Below are 19,164 nucleotides of genomic sequence, written 5' to 3' on the forward strand. Positions count from 1 at the left end.
CCTTGACGCTGTGACACATGACACTCCAACGGAAGCGCGGTTAAGCAGGCTAATTTCCAATTAGATAGCTGCGCTGAAACCTCTCCCTACTGGAGGGCAAGTAGAGATTGTTTCTGAGTGGTGATGTATTGATGAAAGCGGTCATCCGGAGGCGCAATCGCCACAGTGAGCTAATGACCGAAGCAATTGGCAAGATCTTGACCGGACAACCGTGGCCGCCGTCTCGAAAAATCAGATAAAAGGGGTCGCCTGAATTCAGATCACGACGTTGCTGCAAGCTGCTCCATGGTGGCAGAAGCGCCAATAATCCCGGCTTCTTCGGTCAGCCTTTGCATTGTTTCAGCTACATCGGCGCACTTGTCTTCCAGACGGAACTGGGGTCCGGCAACGACGATCGCAAAACGGCGTTCATCCGCCACCACCGGAATGGCAATCGCGGCAAGATCCGCGCTGTATTCACGAATACTCTGATACCAGCCGCGTTTCTGGGAAGCGGCAAGAACGGCTTCAACATCTTCCGCATTCATCAAAGCATTTGTACCATAGGGCTCAAAGGTGATCTTGCTCAGCAGATTAGCCCGCTCGGTCGGTGTATAGAGCGACAGCAAGGCCCGCCCGGAAGCGCCCGCATGGATCGGGATCCGCATACCCACATGAGCTGCATAGCGAATAGGCGATGTGGACTCGATCACATCGAGATAGACTGAAAATCGGCCCGCAGGTGCGGCGACAATGGCTGTTTCACCGGTTTCAGCCGCCAGTTTTTCCAAAAGCGCCGACAAGCGTTCATTCAAAGGATCCGCGGACACAATCGATTCCGACACGCTGGCCAGCCGCGGTGTTGGATAATATCCCCCGCGCCGCGCTGGCTCATACATGTAACCGCGTTCCACCAGCGTGTTCAAAATATTGTAGGCACTCGAACGCGGCCAGCCAAAGTGATGCTGGATTTCCGCCAGGCTTGCCGGTTTTTTGAGGCGGGCAAAATATTCGATCAGGTCGAGAGCGTTCTGTATCTGCTTAACGGCCATGGGGCACAGTCTTTTGTTGTGAGGCCTTGATTCCGGTGCGGTAAGGCGCAGCCGGATCGCCGGTTGGAATCGTCATCACATTTTCCGTTCTTCTATCCCGCTTTGACAGGAAACGCGAGCAATCTTGCATGAGCGGCTTGACATTGTTTCAATATATGGACTTATTATTCATATTTGTGGACATAAGCCAAGGTTTTTCACATGGGCCCTTTGAAAGGCATACGTGTCGTCGACATGTCGGCAGTGCTCGCCGGACCGGTTGCCACCCAGATGCTGGGTGACTTCGGTGCGGACGTCATCAAGATAGAACCGCCTCAGGGAGATCTGTTGCGTCAGGTCGGGCCAATGCGGTCAACGGCGATGGGCCCGCTTTACATGAACGCCAACTACAACAAGCGGTCAGTGTGCCTGGATCTGAAATCGGTCGACGGGCGTGAGGTTCTGATCGACTTGATCCGCTCCGCCGATATTTTTGTAACCAACAGCCGTCCCAAAGCCATGATGCGCCTTGGCCTCTCCTATGACACCGTTCAGGCCATCAAACCGAACATCATTTACACCGCCCTGCTCGGGTTCGGCGAAACCGGACGGTATGCCGGAAAACCAGCTTATGACGACCTCATTCAAGGCGCAGTCGGGCTGCCCTATTTACAATCCAAAGCAAGCGGTGGTGTGCCGCGCTATTTTCCCAATGCAATTGCAGACCGTGCTTTCGGATTGACCGCCGCAAACGCGATCCTCGCCGCCCTTGTTCACCGCGAACGCACAGGGGAAGGCCAGCAAATCGACATTCCAATGTTCGAGACGGTCGCGCAATTTGTCCTCGGCGATCATCTCGGTGGCCTGTCTTTCGATCCTCCCCTTGATGAAGGCGGCTATCACCGCCTGACCTCCAAGGCCCGCCGTCCCTTCCGCACAAAAGACGGTTACATCTGCCTGCTGCTCTATTCGGATGCCCAATGGAGCAAATTCCTGGAAGTCACAAACCGCCCGACGCGCCTTGCCGGAGACAACCGGTTTTCCAGTTTCGCTGGACGGCAGGAGCACTTTGAAGATTTGTGCCGCGCCATTGGCGACGTCATCAAGATGCGAACCAGCGCCGAGTGGCTGGCCCTCCTCGATAAGGCCGACATTCCAGTAATGCCAATGCATTCACTCGAAACACTTCTGGAGGATCCTCATCTTCAAGATGTTGGTTTTTTTGAAACCTATGACCATCCGAGCGAAGGCCGCATGCGGCGGACCAAGGTGCCGGTCTCCTGGTCACAAACCCCGTCAGAAAACCACCAGCCACCACCCGTTATTGGAGAACACACCGTTGAAGTTCTGAAAGAAACAGGGCTCAGCGACGACACCATCTACGAACTGCTGCAGTCGGGGGCCGCATCGGCGCCTGCGCTTGAACCAATCCCTGCTTGAGGTCAATCATGGACATCCAACTCTCGCCCGACCGCACAGCAATCCAAAGTGCCATTGCCAGCCTGTGCAGCCAGTTCAACGATGCTTATTGGTTGGAGAAGGACAAGACGGGAGGGTTCCCGGACGAATTTTTCCAGGCACTGGCCCAAGCCGGCTGGCTCGGCATCTGCATTCCTGAAGCCTACGGCGGAACCGGTCTCGGTATCACCGAAGCCGCCATCATGATGCGCACGATTGCCGAATCCGGGGCCGGGCTTTCCGGCGCGTCCGCCGTCCATATGAACATCTTCGGCCTGTCGCCTGTGGTCGTCTTTGGCACCGATGAACAAAAAAAGCGCATGCTGCCGCCGGTGGTTCAGGGGCGCGAACGCACTTGTTTTGCCGTGACTGAACCGAATACCGGACTGAACACCACGCACCTAAAAACAGCGGCCAAACGTCAGGGGGACCGCTACCTGGTCAACGGCCAGAAGGTCTGGATTTCAACGGCTCAAGTGGCGGAAAAAATTCTGTTGCTCGCCCGGACCACACCACTGGAAGAGGTGACCAAGCCGACCCAGGGTCTCAGCCTGTTTTACACAGACTTCAACCGTGACCAGATCACGGTGCGCGAGATCGACAAGATGGGCCGAAAAACGGTCGATTGTAACGAACTCTTCTTCGAAGACTTCGAAATCCCGGCAGACAATCTGATTGGGGAAGAAGGCGAAGGGTTCAAGGCCATCCTGCACGGGATGAACCCGGAACGGATCCTGATCGGCTCCGAGGCCATCGGCCTTGGCCATGCAGCACTGCGCAAGGCCTGCGGTTATGCCAAGGAACGTGTCGTATTCGACCGGCCCATCGGCCAGAACCAGGGCATCCAGCATCCTTTGGCACGCAATTGGATGATGCTGGAATCGGCCTGGCTGATGGCCCTGGAAGCAGCCCGTCAATATGACACAGGTCTCCCCTGTGGCCCGGCAGCCAACGCCACCAAATATCTTGGCTCTGAGGCGGGATTTGAAGCCTGCCAGCAAGCGGTCATGACCCATGGCGGTTTTGGCTATGCCCGCGAATATCATGTCGAGCGTTACATGCGTGAAGCCATGATCCCGCGCCTCGCCCCGGTCAGCCAGCAACTCATCCTTTGCCACATCGCTGAACGGGTTCTTGGGCTGCCCAAGTCCTATTGAGCACCCGTGAATTTTGTCTCTTTTGATTGGAACTCTTCCCATGAACATTCATACCGGCCAGCCCACCCAATTGCCGCTGTCAGACCTCGCAGAACTGGTCGCGCCGGATTGCCATGGGGCAAATTTCTTTGACACCGACACCAGCCTCAAGGGACTTCTAGCCCTCTACCTTCCTGATGACTTACGGGTGCATCTCTGGCCTCATTTGCAGGAGTTTGGTGCGCTGGTTGGCGATGAAATCGACACGCTCTCTAGGATTGCCGACCGGCATGTGCCGGTCCTTCACCACCGGGATCCGCGCGGGCGCTTTGAAGACTGGATCGAGTTTCACCCGGCCTACAAGCGCATGGAACAGATCACGTTCGGCGATTTCGCCATGGCCGGAATGACCGGAAAACCCGGCGTCTTCGGTTGGCCAGAACCGATGCCGCACACTGTCAAGTTCCTGTTCCAATATTTGTTGGGGCAATCGGAGTTTGGTCAGCTGTGTCCGATTTCCATGACCGAAACCACCGCCGCCATGATCCGGAAATTCGGTGACGAGGCTCTCATAAAGCGGTTTTTTGACCGGTTGATCAGCCAAGACCCAAAGACCCGTATGGCTGGCGGGCAATTCATGACCGAGCGCCACGGCGGATCGGACGTATCCCAGCTCGCCGTCGATGCCCGCCATGAAGACGGCACCTGGCGGCTCTACGGCGAAAAATGGTTCTGTTCGGCAGCCGATGCGGATGTGGTTCTGGTCTTGGCCCGGCCCGAAGGGGCTCCTGCCGGAAACAAGGGCCTTGCCGTTTTCGCCCTGCCTAAAAGAATGGACGACGGCAGCCGAAACTCTTACCGGATCGTGCGTCTGAAAGATAAACTCGGCACGCTCTCCATGGCGTCTGGCGAAGTCGTTTTCGAAGGGGCCATCGCCTACCCGCTCGGCGATGTCGGGGCCAAGGAAAATCCCGGCCTGAAAATGATGATGAACCAGGTGTCGCTGTCACGCCTGTCTCATGGTGCCCGGGCGGCCTCCATGATGCGCCGCTGCCTCAATGAGGCGTTGACCGTCGCCAAGAGCCGGACAGCATTTCGCGAAAAAATCATCGACAAACCGCTGTTGCGCCGCCAGCTGATGAAGCTCATGATCCCAACAGAACAAGCGCTGTCGATGACGCTTTATCTCGGTACGGTTCTGACAGCGGCTGGCAAGGGAGACAAACAGGCAGAACGGGTCGCCCGGATCCTGACCCCAGCGCACAAATACCGGACGGCCCGTGACAATATCCGGGTCGCGACCGGCGCCATGGAAGTGCGGGGCGGCAACGGCTACATCGAAGATTTCGTGAACGCCCGCCTGGTGCGCGACGCACACGTTGGCCTCCTCTGGGAGGGTACATCCAATATCAACGCCCTCGACATCACCACCCGTGCGATCGCAAAAGCCGAAGTCCATTTAGACCTGAAATCCGTCCTGCAGAAAATGATGGATGAGTGCGATGCACTGCCGGAAACCTTCGGCAAGACACTTCGCGACACACTCACCCGTTCTCTTGATATGGCAGAGACAATCGCCCGGAGCGGTGATGAAACATTAGCTCGCAAAGCCGCGAGTGCTGTCTATCACTCTGCAACCGCCGTTTTGCTTGCCTGCGAGGGCGCCAAACTCGGCGCTACTGGCGGGGATGCCCGCCGCCTGTTGATGGCCCGCATGGTGATCGACCATCGCCTGGCGCCGCAAGACCCACTGTCCATCGGTGACAGCGCCTTTGAAACAGCCGCAACCGATTGCCTTTTAAACGACGACGCCGTGCCGCTCGAACGCGCTTCCGACGTTCTCAATCTCTGACGACTTGCTCCGTTTTCCGGTTTCATTCGAACCGGCCAAGATCCGATAGGAAGGATTCAAACATGAATATTCAACCACAACATCACACCTTGCCGACTGCCGAACTTGCCAATCTTGTTGCTCCAGACTGCCATGGCCTCAACTTCTATGATCTCGACAAGGGCCTCCAGGACCTGTTGACGCTCTATTTGCCGGATGATCTGCGGCAGCACCTGCAGCCGCACCTGGAAAAGTTCGGCGCATTGGTCGGTGATGAGGTCGACGATTGGTCGCGTATGGCCGACAAACACCAGCCGGTCCTGCATCATCGGGACCCGCGCGGCCGCTTTGAAGACTGGATTGAATTCCATCCGGCTTACCGCAACATGGAAGATGTTGCCCTTGGCGATTATGGCCTCGCAGCGATGATCCATAAACCGGGTGTGTTCGGCTGGGACAAACCGATGTCGCACACCGTGAAGTTCATCTTCCAATACATTTTCGGCCAGTCGGAATTTGGTCAGCTCTGCCCAATTTCGGCAACGGAAACCACCGCGACGCTGATTAAGGACTATGGAGACGAGGCTACCAAGGCCCGATTCTATGACCGCTTGATCAGTCAAGACACGAAAACGATGCTCAAGGGTGCTCAGTTTATGACCGAGCGCACCGGCGGATCGGACGTCTCTAATATCCAGCTGGAAGCCCGCTTCGAAGACGGAAACTGGAAGCTCTATGGCGAAAAATGGTTCTGCTCTTGCACTGACGGCGATGTCGCGCTGCTGCTCGCCCGCCCGCAAGGCGCACCGGCAGGCAATAAGGGCCTCGGGCTATTTGCCCTGCCGCGCCGCCTAGATGATGGCAGCCGCAACGATTACCGGATCGTGCGCCTCAAAAACAAACTCGGCAGCCGGTCTATGGCCTCCGGCGAAATTGTCTTCAATGGCGCCGTGGCTTATCCGCTGGGTGAAGTCGGCCCGCACGAAAACCGCGGCCTGAAAATGATGATGGACCAGGTGTCCCTGTCACGCCTGTCTCACGGCTGCCGCGCTGCGGCGATGATGCGCCGATGCCTGAACGAGGCAATGGTGACGGCTCAAAACCGTCACGCTTTTCAGGAAAAAATCATCGATAAACCGCTTCTGCGGCGCCAGCTGATGAAACTGATGCTGCCGACCGAACAGGCTCTTTCGATCACGCTCTATCTCGGCAATCAGATCACGCTGGCGGAAGCGGGTGACGAACGCGCGAAAATGATTACCCGGATCCTAACCCCGGCCCACAAATACCGGACCGCCCGCGACAATGTTCGTGTCGCAACCGGTGCCATGGAGGTGCGTGGCGGCAATGGTTACATCGAGGATTTTGTCAATGCCCGCCTGGTTCGCGATTCCCATCTTGGCGTCCTTTGGGAAGGCACGTCCAACATCAACTCGCTCGACATCACAACGCGTGCGATTGCCAAGGTCGGCGCTCACAAGGATCTGAAAGACGAGCTGATGGATCAGATCGACAACAGTTCCGAAATGCCGGGCCAGTTCAAGGGCGAGCTACGCAGCACCGTTCAGCAGGCGATCGACTTTGCCGAAGACGTGGCCATGAGCGGTAACCAGACCCTGGCCCGAAAGGCCTCGAGCGCGGTCTACAATTCAGCGACAGCCACGCTTTTGGCTACAGAAGGCAGCGCACTTGGCGCGGCGGGCCGCGATGCCCGGCGGTTGTTGCTGGCCCGGATGGTGATCGACTATCGTCTGCGTGCACAAGATCCGCTGAAAGTTGGTGAAACCGGCTTTGAAAAAGCAGCGACGGACCTGCTGTTGTCGGACGCTCCAGTGTCGCTCGACACCGCCACCGACGTGCTGACGCAGTAAGAGTAAACTTGGGCGCAAAGGCAAAGAAGGCACAGCGGTCATCCCCGGCATAGCGAAGCGAAGACCGGGGATCCACTCGTTTGCAGAGCCTTACCGAAACCTACCCAATGGTGCGGCAAACGGAACTGCGCGTAGATCCCCGCTCATGGGCGGGGATGACCTGATGGAAAAGCCTTGCAGGCATCAGACCAACCATCCCAGCTTCTTGGGTTGGCGGCAATTTGTCCGCCGGGCCTTCGAACAGAATAATAAACAACTGGAACAGCACCGCAGATGACATCAACCACACCAAAACCGCTCGACGGCGTCCGGGTCCTTGATCTGACCAGGATCATCTCTGGGCCTTATTGCACGCGGCTGCTTGCAGACTGCGGTGCGGAGGTTTTGAAGATCGAACCGGCCGGCGGTGAACACATGCGGGTCAAAGAACCGCTGCGCGCAGGTAAAAGCACCTATTTCGGTCATTTCAACGCCGGCAAAAAAAGCATTGAGATCGACTTCCGCTCTGAAGAGGATTTGGGTGCCATCCGCAAACTTGCCGCCTCCTGCGATGTCGTGGTGGAAAACTTCCGCCCAGGTGTCGTGCAGGACTTGGGACTGGATTTCCTAACCTTGTCCGCAGGCCGCAAGGATCTCGTCTATTGCTCCATTTCCGGTTTCGGTCAGACCGGGCCGCGTTCGCGCCATCCTGCTTATGCGCCAATCCTGCATGCCCTATCCGGCCACGACCTGGCCGCCATGACCTACGCCGAAGACGTCGGCAAACCGTTCCGCACCGGTATTTGGTATGCCGATCTCATCGGTGGGCTCTTTGCCTTCAGTGCGATCCAGACAGCCCTCATCGGCCAGCTGCGTCATGGAACCGGGCAGTACATCGACGTTGCGTTGATGGACAGCATGATCAACTTGCTGGTTCTGGAAATGCAGGAAGTGCAAACACCAAGTTCCTTCGACCGCTGGCTGGCTACACCGGTCAAGGCGTCAGACGGACATGTCATCGCTGTTCCAATCACCGGCCGCATTTTTGAGCGGCTCGCCGATCTTCTGGATCACCCGGAGTGGAAAGACGATGCCCGCTTCAACACCCAATTGGAACGGGAAAGGAACTGGCCGGTGCTGATGGCGCTGGTGGAAGACTGGACCAAGGTCCGCACCGCCGCCGAGTGCGAAATCGCACTCATGGGGGCAGGTATTCCTTGCGCCCGCTATCAAACCGTGGCCGAGGCGATCAAAGACGAACAAGTCACGGCCCGCGAATTGATGACAGACGTTGGAACCGGCCCAGAAGCCTTCAAGGTTGCCAACCTGCCGTTCCTGTTTGCCGGTGCCCCTCTGCCGGTGGGCTCCCATGTGCCGGCGGTCGGCGAACACACCGGCGCGGTCCTGGACCCGGTCCGCGGCACCGCCGTTCCGGGTGTTACGACCGCAAACGGAGCCAAGGGATCACAAGAGGCCAGCCATGTCTGACACACTTTTGTTCAGTGGTGCGCGAACAAGCAAACGCTCAGAGTGCGAGGCCCGTGCGCTGAAAGCTGCGTCCGGATTGCGCGATTATGGCATTGAGCGCGGCGACCGGATCGCGCTCTTGCTGCGCAACGATGTTGCTTTCTTCGAGGCGACGCGAGCTGCGACTTTACTGGGTGCCAGCCCGGTCGCCGTCAATTGGCACCTGGCGCCGCCGGAAGTGGCGTATGTTTTGGAGGATTCAGGCGCAAAAGTGCTGATTGCTCATACGGATCTGCTGCAGCTTCTGGGCAACGCCATTCCCTCCGGCATCCTCGTCCTGAAAGTTGAAACACCGCCGGAGTTGCTGGCGGCTTATCGGCACCCCCCGGCTGTGCAGGATGCGGCAATTGATGCAGTGGCTTTCGATGACTTCATCGGATCACACCCGCCGCTGACCGAGCCGTGCCGGGATTTCACCGACACGATGACCTACACCTCCGGCACCACGGGCAAACCGAAAGGCGTTTTGAAACTACCGCAAGCTCCGGATCTGGCAAAAGAATTCCTTGCCGTGCGGGATCGGCTCTATGGCATCAAACCGGGCATCCGGGCCCTAATTTGCGGTCCGCTGTATCATGGGGCCCCCAACTCCTTCGGTACGCGCACCTATGCCGTTGCCGACAAGGTTTTCCTGATGCCGCGCTTTGACGCAGAAGACTTTCTGGCGATGGTGGAACAGGAGCAGATCACAACAGTTTTCATGGTGCCGACCATGTTCGCCCGGCTCCTGAAACTGCCGGAGGACATCAGGGACCGCTATGACGTATCCTCCCTGGAGTATATCGTCACAGCGGCTGCGCACTGTCCGCCAGAGGTTAAGGCCGCCATGCAGGCCTGGTTCGGACCGGTCATCTATGAGTTTTATGCCGGCACCGAACAGAACTACGTCACCTACTGCACACCGAAAGACAGCTTGCGGAAACCGGGCACGGTTGGCCGGGCACTCGCCGGTGTAACCATGCGGATCGTCGATGAGAATCGTCAGGACCTGCCCGTTGGGACGCCCGGTGAAATCGTGTCACGGCTCGAGACCGCACCGGAGTTCACCTATGCCAACAATCCGGCGGCTCGCCAGGACCTCGATGTCGACGGCCTGATCGCCACCGGTGATATCGGTTATCTAGATGAAGACGGGTATCTGTTTTTGTGCGACCGGGCCAAGGACATGGTGATCTCTGGCGGCGTCAATATCTATCCGGCCGAGATCGAAGCGGAGCTGCATGCCATGCCGGGCGTTGCCGATTGCGCGATCTTCGGTGTACCCGATCCCGACTATGGCGAAGCGTTAATGGCGGTTGTCCACCCGGCAGGAGAAGGCACGCTCACCGCAGAGCAGGTCATGACTTACCTGAAAGAACGGCTGGCTGGGTTCAAAGTGCCACGGCGCATTGAGTTCAGAAGCGATCTGCCCCGCGATGATTCCGGCAAGATCTACAAACGCAAACTCCGCGATCCCTACTGGGCCGCGGAACAGGCCGCCCCGGCAAAAGCAGCCAGCTGACCTTTTCTATTTAACAAACGCGAAGCAGGGTCCGCCATGCTTCGGTTCATATTGACCATCGAAAGCAACACACATGGACTTTACCCTCACCGAAGAACAAACCGCCCTGCAGGAAACGGTGCGCCGCTTTGCGCAAAGCGAGTTGCCGGACATTGCCCGGCATGTCGAAGAGACCGACGAATCCCCAAGCCAGGAGGTTATGCACCGGTTCGCAGAGCTTGGCCTTCTCGGCGTCAATCTGCCGGAAGCCTATGGCGGCGGCGGAATGAGCCACTTCGAGGCCGTTCTGGTTCTCGAAGAAGTTGCCAAAATCTCTATCGGTGTGGCCTTCCCGATCTTTGAATCCTGCTTCGGACCGGCTTTGGCGATCGCCAATTTCGCCCCGGAAGCCATGCGCCAGAAGATTCTACCGAAAGTCTGTTCCGGTGACGTGATTGTGGCGGTATCCATGTCAGAGCCGGGGGCCGGCTCCGCGCTCACCGATCTGACCACAAAGGGCCGCATCGACGGAGACCGGGTAATTGTGAACGGTCAGAAACGCTGGTGTTCAGGTGCGGGGCATTCCGATGCTTATGTGGTGTATTGCCGGTTGTCCGACGAACCGGGCGCCAAGGGCATCGGCGCTGTTCTGGTCGAAAAGGGCACGGACGGATTCACATTCGGCAAGCGCGAGCACCATATGGGGTTCCGGGGTGTCCATAGCGCAGACATGTATTTTGATGACGTCAGTGTCCCAGCGGAAAATATCATCGTACCGGCAGGTGGTTTCCGCAAACTGATGGAAGCCTTCGACCTGGAGCGCTGCGGCAACACAACCATGAGTCTTGCTTGTGCCCAGTCGGCTTTCGACTACGTTCTGGACTATGTTCAGGATCGCGAACAATTCGGCAAGCAGATCATCGATTTCCAGGCCGTCCAGTTGCAGATTGCTGAAATGAAAATGAAGCTGGATGCGGCGCGCCTCTTGCTTTACCGGGCCGTCGTCAATGCCGAAAGCGGTTTGCCGTCGGTCGGCGAAAGCTCGATTGCCAAGTGTTTTGCCAATGAAATGACCCGCGAAGTGACCGGCAAGGCCATGCAGTTGATGGGTGGCTACGGCTATTCGCGCGAATACCCGATAGAACAGAAAATGCGCGACAGCTGGGGCTGGGGCATCGCCGGTGGGTCCATCGACATCCAGAAAACCAACATTGCCAGCGCGCTTGTCGGCCGCCGGTTCAACCAACGAGCAAAATAGGGTTTTGGGCGGAGTTTTTTGTCAAAAAAACTCCGTTCTTTTTGGCCCGGTCTGTTTCAAGCTATTTTATTGGCATCGTATTCTCACGCGTACAATCCACCAAAGCGCTTCTAGCTGTATCCGGCAGGCGACAATTTTTCCGATTATCCTACTTGCCAATCCAGAGGCCGCGTCAACCTTCACCGGGTTCAACATTCCCCGTGGAACTCAAATACTCCGAGAGTTTCTCCAATACTTTCGCACGGCGGGAGTTCGGGGACTGCACGATGCCCAACCCACGACGGATTGGGGTCGGCCCGAAAGGAAACCAATCAAGTGCCTCGGTTTGAAGCCCGCGCAAAGCTGCGTAGGGTACGATCGCGAACCCCAGACCAGCCTGCACGCAACCCACCACGGCAGACATAGTATTCACTGACACGATCTGACGAACTGTCAGTCCAAGACGCGCAATTTCGGTGTCGATCTGGCGCGCCAGAGGCACCCTAATTCCATATCGTATAAAGGGCAGATCGCGCACCAAAATTTCAAAACTTTTGTCCGGCACACTTGAAGGTTTGAGCACCACCAAGGGTTCCGTAATAACCAACGTCCATTGAAGGCCCGGCGGCACGGCTACATGGTCCGCGACCAGCGCGGCATCCAATTGCCCAGAAATCACGTCCGCCATCAGATCCTCTGACAGGCCTATTGTCAGTCTAAATTTTAGTTCGGGATAGTTTTCACTGAGCTGCGCAAGGGCATTGGGCAGGATGTGTGTCCCGCACGTTCTCAGTGCCCCGAGAGCCAGCGTTCCGCCGACATCCTCTCCTTCGATCGCCGCTTTGGTGTCGGCGACGATACGCAATATTGACCGCGCCGCGGCCTGCACTTCACGCCCCTTTACCGTCAAAGCCGGAGGGCGGCGGGACCGGTCAAACAAGGCGGTGCCAAGATCGGTTTCCAATGCTGAAATCTGCTGGCTTACCGCCGATGCACTGAGGTTGACTTCCTTCGCGGCGGCCGCAAACCCACCACGTTGAATAATCGCGAGAAAAGTCTCGAGTTGCCGTGTGTCCATATTCATAAAATAAGAAAAACTGAATTTAAAAGCAATAATTATGCTCTTTGCATGCAAAAATCTTATGATACGGTTTTGGGCATATAAAAAACTTCAGAATTGCCGACCAACTCAGGGAACCAAATCATGAAAATCATTAAGGGGCTCGCTGCCCTCTTTACCGCCGCCATGTTGGCGGCCCCCGCCCTTGCTGAAGACTATCCCACGCGCGCCGTGGAGTTTATCGTACCCTGGTCGCCGGGTGGTGGATCTGACACATTGATGCGTCTGGTTTCTGCCAACATCGAACCGCACCTTGGCGTGGAATTGCCAATCATCAATATGCCAGGTGTCGGGGGGACCGTGGGACTGCGTGAAGCGTCACGGCGCGATGCGGACGGCTATACAGTTTCGCAAGTTCACGAAGGTCTTCTGATGGCGACCTTGACCGGCCTGACGGAATTGACTTGGGAAGACTTCGAACCGATCGCCCTGATGACGGCATCGCCGCAGTTTCTGATCACAAAATCGACGGACAGCTACTCGAATTTTGACGAATTCGTTGCCTATGCCAAGGAGCGCCCGAACGAACTCACAATGGGCGTCACACTGGGCGGATTACCACATCTCTTCGCTGCGATGATCGAACAAGCCTACGGCTTGAAATTCAAATATGTGGGATATGAGGGCACGGGCGAGCGAGTACGTGCCGCCGTCGGTGGCAACCTGGATCTGATTATTGGCGATGTCGCTTCTTCCCTTGAGTTTGCCAAAAACGGCGACCTGAAATTCCTCGCAGCCGGATCGGCCGAACGTCATCCGGCAGTACCTGAAGTGCCGACGTTCCGTGAAAAGGGCGAAGATATGCTTCTGACTGTGACCCGCGGGATCGTGATGCCCAAAGGCACTCCGGCGGAAGTTCGCAATGTCATGGAAGCTGCTTTGCAAAAGCTGGCCCAGGATGAGACCTACATCAAACAAACCAACAATGTAGGATCTCAGGTCACGTTTATGGGTCAGGACGACTACCGTGCCTACTTGGCAAACCTTGATGCAACGGTGAAATCTCTAGCTTCGGTTATCGTTCAGTGAGTGAAGCTGACAAACAAAACAGCTTGGAAGCGGGCGAAATCGCCCGCTTCTTGAGTTATATCGTTTTGCTCATCGCATCGGTTGCCCTATTCATTTCCGCCGGGCAAATTCCAAGTTCGATGTTCGAAACCTTGGGAGCGGGAGCGTTTCCCAGATTTGTGTTCGCGGCGATCTTCCTGGTAGCGCTGTTTGCGGTCATTGATAGCCTTCGCAAAATTCCACGCACTGCCTGGGCGCGATTGGGTGGCGAGTTTCGGCGTTGCATCAAATCCCGTTATCTGGTCGTCACCTGCTTCGCTTTATTTGTTGCGTATCTCCTGCTTTTGCCGGTTCTTGGCTTCTCTATTGCCAGTTTCGCATTTGTGTTTGTAATGCAATTCATCCTCATGCCGCGCACTCCGGTCACACTGGTGATTGCTCTACTGATTGCGCTGGTATTTTCATTTGGATTGAACCTGCTTTTTGCAGACGTCTTCAACGTCTTCCTGCCACGCGGTGAATTCTTCCATGGATGATATCCTGACTGCGCTTGAGCAGATATTCGCGCTCAGTACGCTGATTTTCATGTTGGTTGGGACGGTCGCCGGAATTATCGCAGCGGCAATTCCCGGCTTCACAGTGACGATGGCAATCGTGTTGACGCTGCCATTGACCTTCAACATGGATCCCTTGCAGGGCGTTGCCGTCATGCTGTCGGTTTATGTCGGAGGCCTGACAGGCGGTTTGATCTCAGCCGCTTTGCTAGGCATTCCGGGAACGCCCTCATCCGTTGCGACAACATTCGACGCGTTTCCCATGGCCCGAAAAGGAGATCCGGGGCGCGCGTTGTCGCTAGGTGTCTGGGCTTCCTTTTTCGGCACATTGATCTCAACCATGATTTTGGTGATTGCAGCACCACCGCTGGCAGTGTTTGCCGTGAAGCTGGGGCCTTGGGAGTATTTCTCGCTGATCGTGTTTGCCTTGACAATCGTGGCCAGCCTGGTGGGAGATTCAGTGCTTCGCGGATTGCTGGCGGGTTTGATCGGACTGGCCATTTCCACGATCGGGGCAGATCCTATTCTTGGCCGCCCAAGGTTCGACTTCGGTATCGAAATGCTAGAAACCGGCTTGCCCTTCTTGGTGGTATTGATCGGCATTTTCGCAATTTCTCAGCTACTCAGCGAAGTTGAGGACGCCCGGACTGTACGATCCGGCGCATCGCTGGTCACCGGGACGATCGATTTCAAGACTTTGAAGGTCATGAAAGAAGTCCTCATGAGCCCCATCAACCTGTTTCGGTCATCTGTGATTGGAGTGCTGATTGGGGCGTTGCCGGGCGCCGGTGGGTCCATTTCAAATCTGGTGGCCTATGATCAGGCCAAACGGGCTTCAAAGAACCCTGAACAATTCGGGACAGGCACTCCAGACGGAGTCATTGCTTCAGAATCGGGCAACTCCGCCACTGCAGGCGGCGGGCTTATCCCGCTGATCGGACTGGGTATCCCCGGTTCCGCGGTCGATGCAATTTTAATGGCATCACTGATGGTGCACGGAATTTCAGTTGGGCCAAGGCTGGTTCTGGATCATAGCGATCTCGTCTATGGCATGTTCATTGCCATGACAGTGGCCTCCTTTATGATGCTGATCGTATCTGTGCTTTCGATGCGGCTGTTCATCCGGGTCGCTGCCGTGCCGAAATGGCTGATCGTGCCCACAGTGCTGGTATGCTGCGTGGTCGGGTCTTTTGCGCTGAACAACAGGGTAACGGACTTGTATCTTCTGGGCATAATAGGACTGGTCGGATATGTGCTCCGCTCCTTGGGGTACGCTCTGGCGCCTTTAGTGCTCGGGGTCATCCTGGGGCCGATTGCGGAGACCAATCTGCGCCGCGCATTGATGACCGATGGCGACCCCACCCTGTTTCTGACCCGGCCAATCAGCCTGATTTTCCTGATCGCCGCGGTCTTGGCCGTTGTCTGGGCTGTTAGAAGTCATCTCAAAACAATGAAAATGAATGGAGCCAGCGCTGAAGATGCGTCATGATCCAGTATACCCATCCCGGCGTTCGCCTATCCTTGCGGACAATGTCGTAGCGACATCCCAGCCTTTGGCAGCTCAGGCCGGACTAAGTATTCTCCAGCAAGGGGGCAACGCGGTTGACGCCGCAATTGCTACAGCCGCTGCTCTGACGGTGGTTGAGCCGTCGGGCAACGGGCTTGGCTCGGATGCCTTTTGCATTCTTTGGGATGGCAAGGCGTTGCACGGCTTAAATGCGTCGGGCCGCTCACCGGCTGCCTGGGACCTCAATCGTTTCCAAGACGGAATGCCAAATCTCGGAGTGGACAGTATCACAGTTCCTGGAGCGGTAAGTGCCTGGGTCAGCTTATCGGAGCGCTTCGGCAAGCTGGATTTGTCAACAACGTTGGCTCCAGCTGTGCACTACGCTGAAGAGGGGTTTATAGTCTCGCCAGTGATCGCGAAACTTTGGGCAATTGCAGCTGAATTGCTCGCCGATCAGCCTGGTTTTGCACAAACATTTCTGCCTGGAGGGCGCACCCCGAAGGCTGGTCAACGGTTCCATAATCCGGGCGCAGCCGAGACGCTCCGCGAAATCGGGAGAACCAAAGGCGCATCGTTCTATAAAGGCGCACTGGCAGAAAAAATCGTCAAGTTTCTGAAAGACCATGGCGGGGCAATGACGCTTGAGGATATGGCCTCTCACCAACCCGATTGGTGCGGGACGCTTAAGACCAGCTTTGATGATGTCGACTTGCACGAAATCCCGCCAAACGGCCAAGGCATCGCTGCCTTGATGGCGCTGGGTATATTGGATCACACCGGAATACGTGAACACGGACCAGATGACGTGATGGCTGTGCACTTGCAGATAGAAGCCATCAAATTGGCCTATCGCGATCTGCACGCCTATGTGGCTGATCGTGATGACATGACAGAAATCGATGAGCGCGCCTTGCTCGACCCCGATTACCTTAGGGCCCGGGCCGCGCTGATCGACACGGCGCGCGCAATCGATCATGGCGTTGGAGCGCCGAAAAGAGGTGGTACTGTCCTGCTAAATACCGGTGATGCATCGGGCATGATGGTGAGTTTCATACAATCGAACTACGCTGGTTTCGGCTCTGGTGTTGTGGTGCCGGGAACCGGGATTTCCTTGCAGAACCGAGGTGCAGGATTTGATACGGTTCCGGGGCATCCGAATTGCGTGGCAGGTGGAAAACGGCCTATGCACACGATCATTCCCGGTTTTGCCATGAAGAACAACCAGCCGCTGATGGCTTTCGGCATGATGGGAGGGCCGATCCAGGCCCAGGGGCATGTGCAGCTCTTGCTTCGTACGGAAGTATGGGGACAGGATGTTCAGACAGCTGCCTGCGCGCCGCGTTGGCGAATGATTGATGGAGTTAAGGTCGCCTGTGAACCAACCATGTCACAACAATTGCGGGACGGCTTAAGCGCATTGGGTCATCAGATCTCTGTCGAAAGTCCCGATAACGCCTTTGGTTTCGGTGGCGCCCAGCTTGTTCAGCGCTTGCCCGAAGGTGGGTATGTCGCAGGATCCGACCCGCGGAAGGACGGACAAGCGGTTGGTTTTTGATGAACGAAGGCTTTGTTTTGGTCCTTTGCAGGCCTGGTAGCGACCTACTCTCCTACACCATAAGATGCAGTACCATTAGCTCTGGGGAGTTTCACGGCCGAGTTCGGGATGGGATCGTTTTCCCCCGGTTCAGTTTAATTTTGTTTTAGAACTGGTCTTTGTTGATTATCCTTCACGGTCGGCGCGCGCGTGACTGGTCTCCCCGCGAGAGCCACCAGGCCGGCGAAGGGCAATTTGGTTGTGAAGTTATATGTCTCTCAGGTCAGAGCGGCTGCTTTGCAGCCTAGCTTCGCGGTCGCGCTGCATCCACGGCGGCGGCCGGAATGCACTTGGCGGCGTTTCCAAACCTCCGGTTTGGCGCTTTTTTCGCTTGAGGGACATAGCTGGTGTTAATTTAGATTTTGAGGATTCGTTTTTCCAAGCTTTGCAGGGAGCAAGAGTTCGGATCGCAGCGGTGTGGAAACGCAGATAGCCCCGCTTTTATGGGAGGTTTTGTTTATTTTGGGGGGATTTGGTTGCGGGCGTCTGATTTGTCTTTTTTGCCCTTCTGCGTCGGGCGCAGCCCTGCTTGATTGGGCCCGCTGAGGGCCTCACCAATATCCCCCGCCCGAATACACAAAAGGCCGCCCTTTTGGGCGGCCATTTTTGTATTTGGTTGCGGGAGTAGGATTTGAACCTACGACCTTCAGGTTATGAGCCTGACGAGCTACCGGACTGCTCCATCCCGCGTTATTTGTTTGCGCTATCGCCCTTCGGGGTGCTTGAGCGCGTGCTGTTTCCCTCAAGGAATCGGCACAATAATTCAGGAGACCGGTGTGTTGCGCTGATTTGGAACAAGAGATCCGGAGCGCAGCGGAGGCAAGGCCGAGTGGCCGCCGGCCGGTCAGGCCGCCCTCGCGGAGCGCAGCCCTGAGGGCGATGCGCGCGTGAGCGCCAGTTTGTTGAAGAGTAATTTCCAAATTGTCCTTTGCAGGCCTGGCAGCGACCTACTCTCCCACACCTTAAGATGCAGTACCATTAGCGCTGGGGAGTTTCACGGCCGAGTTCGGGATGGGATCGGGTGGGGGCTCCCCGCTAGAGCCACCAGGCCGGCGAAGGGCAATTTGGTTGTAAAACTGGTCTTATCTTTCGCCCGCAAGGGACGAGAACAGCGTGCTCAAGTAGGCCAAAGGCCGGTAGCACACTAAAACTTACCTTTTACAAGGCGCGTAAAGCGCCTTTTAAAAGATGAACATTGACTAATGAGAGGATCAAGCCGAACGAGCTATTAGTAAAGCTAAGCTTCATGCGTTGCCGCACTTCCACACGCTTCCTATCGACGTGGTGGTCTTCCACGGCTCTTCAGGGAGAACTGGTTTTGAGGTGGGTTTCCCGCTTAGATGCTTTCAGCGGTTATCCCTTCCGTACATAGCTACCCTGCAATGCGGCTGGCGCCACAACAGGTCCACCAGAGGTACGTCCATCCCGGTCCTCTCGTACTAGGGACAGATCCTCTCAATTCTCCTACACCCACGGCAGATAGGGACCGAACTGTCTCGCGACGTTCTGAACCCAACTCACGTACCACTTTAATTGGCGAACAGCCAAACCCTTGGGACCTGCTCCAGCCCCAGGATGTGATGAGTCGACATCGAGGTGCCAAACAATGCCGTCGATATGGACTCTTGGGCATCATCAGCCTGTTATCCCCGGCGTACCTTTTATCCGTTGAGCGATGGCCCTTCCACGAGGGACCACCGGATCACTATGGCCGACTTTCGTCTCTGCTCGACTTGTCAGTCTCGCAGTCAGGCAGGCTTATGCCATTGCACTCAACGAGCGATTTCCGACCGCTCTGAGCCCACCTTCGCGCGCCTCCGTTACCATTTGGGAGGCGACCGCCCCAGTCAAA

At 56.5% G+C, this 19,164-nt stretch carries 13 protein-coding genes, 1 tRNA gene and 2 rRNA genes (1 of these 16 cut by a window edge); 11 read left to right on the forward strand and 5 right to left on the reverse strand.

The window, feature by feature from the left end; translation table 11 throughout:
- Positions 1-260 precede the first annotated feature (260 nt).
- Positions 261-1,031, reverse strand: a complete 771-nt coding sequence (locus tag FJ695_RS02835; protein WP_141184029.1) for an IclR family transcriptional regulator — start codon at positions 1,029-1,031, stop codon at positions 261-263.
- A gap of 201 nt (positions 1,032-1,232) precedes the next feature.
- Here FJ695_RS02835 and FJ695_RS02840 point away from each other — a divergent pair, with 201 nt between their 5' ends.
- The 7 genes from FJ695_RS02840 to FJ695_RS02870 all read left to right on the forward strand — a co-directional run bounded on the left by FJ695_RS02840 (position 1,233) and on the right by FJ695_RS02870 (position 11,550).
- Positions 1,233-2,450 carry a CaiB/BaiF CoA-transferase family protein gene (locus tag FJ695_RS02840; RefSeq protein WP_141184030.1) on the forward strand — a complete coding sequence of 406 codons (1,218 nt, stop codon included), beginning with the start codon at positions 1,233-1,235 and terminating at the stop codon, positions 2,448-2,450.
- 8 nt (positions 2,451-2,458) lie between these two features.
- On the forward strand, positions 2,459-3,625 hold the full coding sequence (locus FJ695_RS02845; protein ID WP_141184031.1) for an acyl-CoA dehydrogenase family protein: 1,167 nt from the start codon (positions 2,459-2,461) through the stop codon (positions 3,623-3,625).
- A gap of 40 nt (positions 3,626-3,665) precedes the next feature.
- Complete coding sequence (locus FJ695_RS02850; RefSeq protein ID WP_141184032.1) at positions 3,666-5,456, forward strand: acyl-CoA dehydrogenase family protein; 1,791 nt, start codon at positions 3,666-3,668, stop codon at positions 5,454-5,456.
- Between the two features lie 62 nt (positions 5,457-5,518).
- A complete protein-coding gene (locus FJ695_RS02855) occupies positions 5,519-7,306 on the forward strand; it encodes an acyl-CoA dehydrogenase family protein (protein ID WP_141184033.1) in 1,788 nt (595 codons plus the stop codon).
- Between the two features lie 273 nt (positions 7,307-7,579).
- Positions 7,580-8,773: a CaiB/BaiF CoA-transferase family protein gene (locus FJ695_RS02860; RefSeq protein WP_141184034.1), complete on the forward strand. Its 1,194-nt coding sequence runs from the start codon at positions 7,580-7,582 to the stop codon at positions 8,771-8,773.
- Positions 8,766-10,313: an acyl-CoA synthetase gene (locus FJ695_RS02865; RefSeq protein ID WP_141184035.1), complete on the forward strand. Its 1,548-nt coding sequence runs from the start codon at positions 8,766-8,768 to the stop codon at positions 10,311-10,313. Before FJ695_RS02860 ends, FJ695_RS02865 begins: the two co-directional genes overlap by 8 nt.
- A 73-nt stretch (positions 10,314-10,386) precedes the next feature.
- Positions 10,387-11,550, forward strand: coding sequence for an acyl-CoA dehydrogenase family protein (locus FJ695_RS02870; protein ID WP_141184036.1), 1,164 nt, complete (start codon positions 10,387-10,389; stop codon positions 11,548-11,550).
- 172 nt (positions 11,551-11,722) lie between these two features.
- Here the strand turns inward: FJ695_RS02870 and FJ695_RS02875 are convergent, their stop codons facing one another.
- Complete coding sequence (locus FJ695_RS02875; RefSeq protein ID WP_209010897.1) at positions 11,723-12,664, reverse strand: LysR family transcriptional regulator; 942 nt, start codon at positions 12,662-12,664, stop codon at positions 11,723-11,725.
- A gap of 69 nt (positions 12,665-12,733) precedes the next feature.
- On the opposite strand from FJ695_RS02875, the gene FJ695_RS02880 reads away from it, so the two are divergent.
- The 4 genes from FJ695_RS02880 to FJ695_RS02895 are packed head-to-tail and all read left to right on the forward strand — an operon-like array spanning position 12,734 to position 17,273.
- The gene (locus FJ695_RS02880) at positions 12,734-13,678 is read left to right on the forward strand and encodes a tripartite tricarboxylate transporter substrate binding protein (RefSeq protein WP_141184037.1); all 945 of its coding nucleotides are present in this window, start codon (positions 12,734-12,736) and stop codon (positions 13,676-13,678) included.
- The gene (locus FJ695_RS02885) at positions 13,675-14,193 is read left to right on the forward strand and encodes a tripartite tricarboxylate transporter TctB family protein (RefSeq protein ID WP_141184038.1); all 519 of its coding nucleotides are present in this window, start codon (positions 13,675-13,677) and stop codon (positions 14,191-14,193) included. The genes FJ695_RS02880 and FJ695_RS02885 overlap by 4 nt, the downstream gene beginning before the upstream one ends.
- A complete protein-coding gene (locus FJ695_RS02890; RefSeq protein ID WP_141184039.1) occupies positions 14,186-15,700 on the forward strand; it encodes a tripartite tricarboxylate transporter permease in 1,515 nt (504 codons plus the stop codon). Before FJ695_RS02885 ends, FJ695_RS02890 begins: the two co-directional genes overlap by 8 nt.
- Complete coding sequence (locus tag FJ695_RS02895) at positions 15,672-17,273, forward strand: gamma-glutamyltransferase family protein (protein ID WP_209010898.1); 1,602 nt, start codon at positions 15,672-15,674, stop codon at positions 17,271-17,273. The genes FJ695_RS02890 and FJ695_RS02895 overlap by 29 nt, the downstream gene beginning before the upstream one ends.
- A 652-nt stretch (positions 17,274-17,925) precedes the next feature.
- Here FJ695_RS02895 and FJ695_RS02900 read toward each other — a convergent pair.
- The 3 genes from FJ695_RS02900 to FJ695_RS02910 form a co-directional block, all read right to left on the reverse strand.
- A tRNA-Met gene (locus FJ695_RS02900) sits at positions 17,926-18,002 on the reverse strand.
- A 244-nt stretch (positions 18,003-18,246) separates the two neighbouring features.
- Positions 18,247-18,361, reverse strand: a 5S ribosomal RNA gene (gene rrf / locus FJ695_RS02905).
- A gap of 158 nt (positions 18,362-18,519) precedes the next feature.
- Positions 18,520-19,164 (reverse strand): 23S ribosomal RNA (locus tag FJ695_RS02910) (it continues 2,081 nt past the right edge of the window).

The sequence above is a fragment of the Labrenzia sp. PHM005 genome (genome assembly GCF_006517275.1).
GTDB lineage: Bacteria > Pseudomonadota > Alphaproteobacteria > Rhizobiales > Stappiaceae > Roseibium.

Coding starts and splice junctions, on each gene's coding strand:
- FJ695_RS02835 (WP_141184029.1), bottom strand. CDS start 1,031: ATGGCCGTTAAGCAGATACAGAACGCTCTCGACCTGATCGAATATTTT.
- FJ695_RS02840 (WP_141184030.1), top strand. CDS start 1,233: ATGGGCCCTTTGAAAGGCATACGTGTCGTCGACATGTCGGCAGTGCTC.
- FJ695_RS02845 (WP_141184031.1), top strand. CDS start 2,459: ATGGACATCCAACTCTCGCCCGACCGCACAGCAATCCAAAGTGCCATT.
- FJ695_RS02850 (WP_141184032.1), top strand. CDS start 3,666: ATGAACATTCATACCGGCCAGCCCACCCAATTGCCGCTGTCAGACCTC.
- FJ695_RS02855 (WP_141184033.1), top strand. CDS start 5,519: ATGAATATTCAACCACAACATCACACCTTGCCGACTGCCGAACTTGCC.
- FJ695_RS02860 (WP_141184034.1), top strand. CDS start 7,580: ATGACATCAACCACACCAAAACCGCTCGACGGCGTCCGGGTCCTTGAT.
- FJ695_RS02865 (WP_141184035.1), top strand. CDS start 8,766: ATGTCTGACACACTTTTGTTCAGTGGTGCGCGAACAAGCAAACGCTCA.
- FJ695_RS02870 (WP_141184036.1), top strand. CDS start 10,387: ATGGACTTTACCCTCACCGAAGAACAAACCGCCCTGCAGGAAACGGTG.
- FJ695_RS02880 (WP_141184037.1), top strand. CDS start 12,734: ATGAAAATCATTAAGGGGCTCGCTGCCCTCTTTACCGCCGCCATGTTG.
- FJ695_RS02890 (WP_141184039.1), top strand. CDS start 14,186: ATGGATGATATCCTGACTGCGCTTGAGCAGATATTCGCGCTCAGTACG.
- FJ695_RS02895 (WP_209010898.1), top strand. CDS start 15,672: ATGGAGCCAGCGCTGAAGATGCGTCATGATCCAGTATACCCATCCCGG.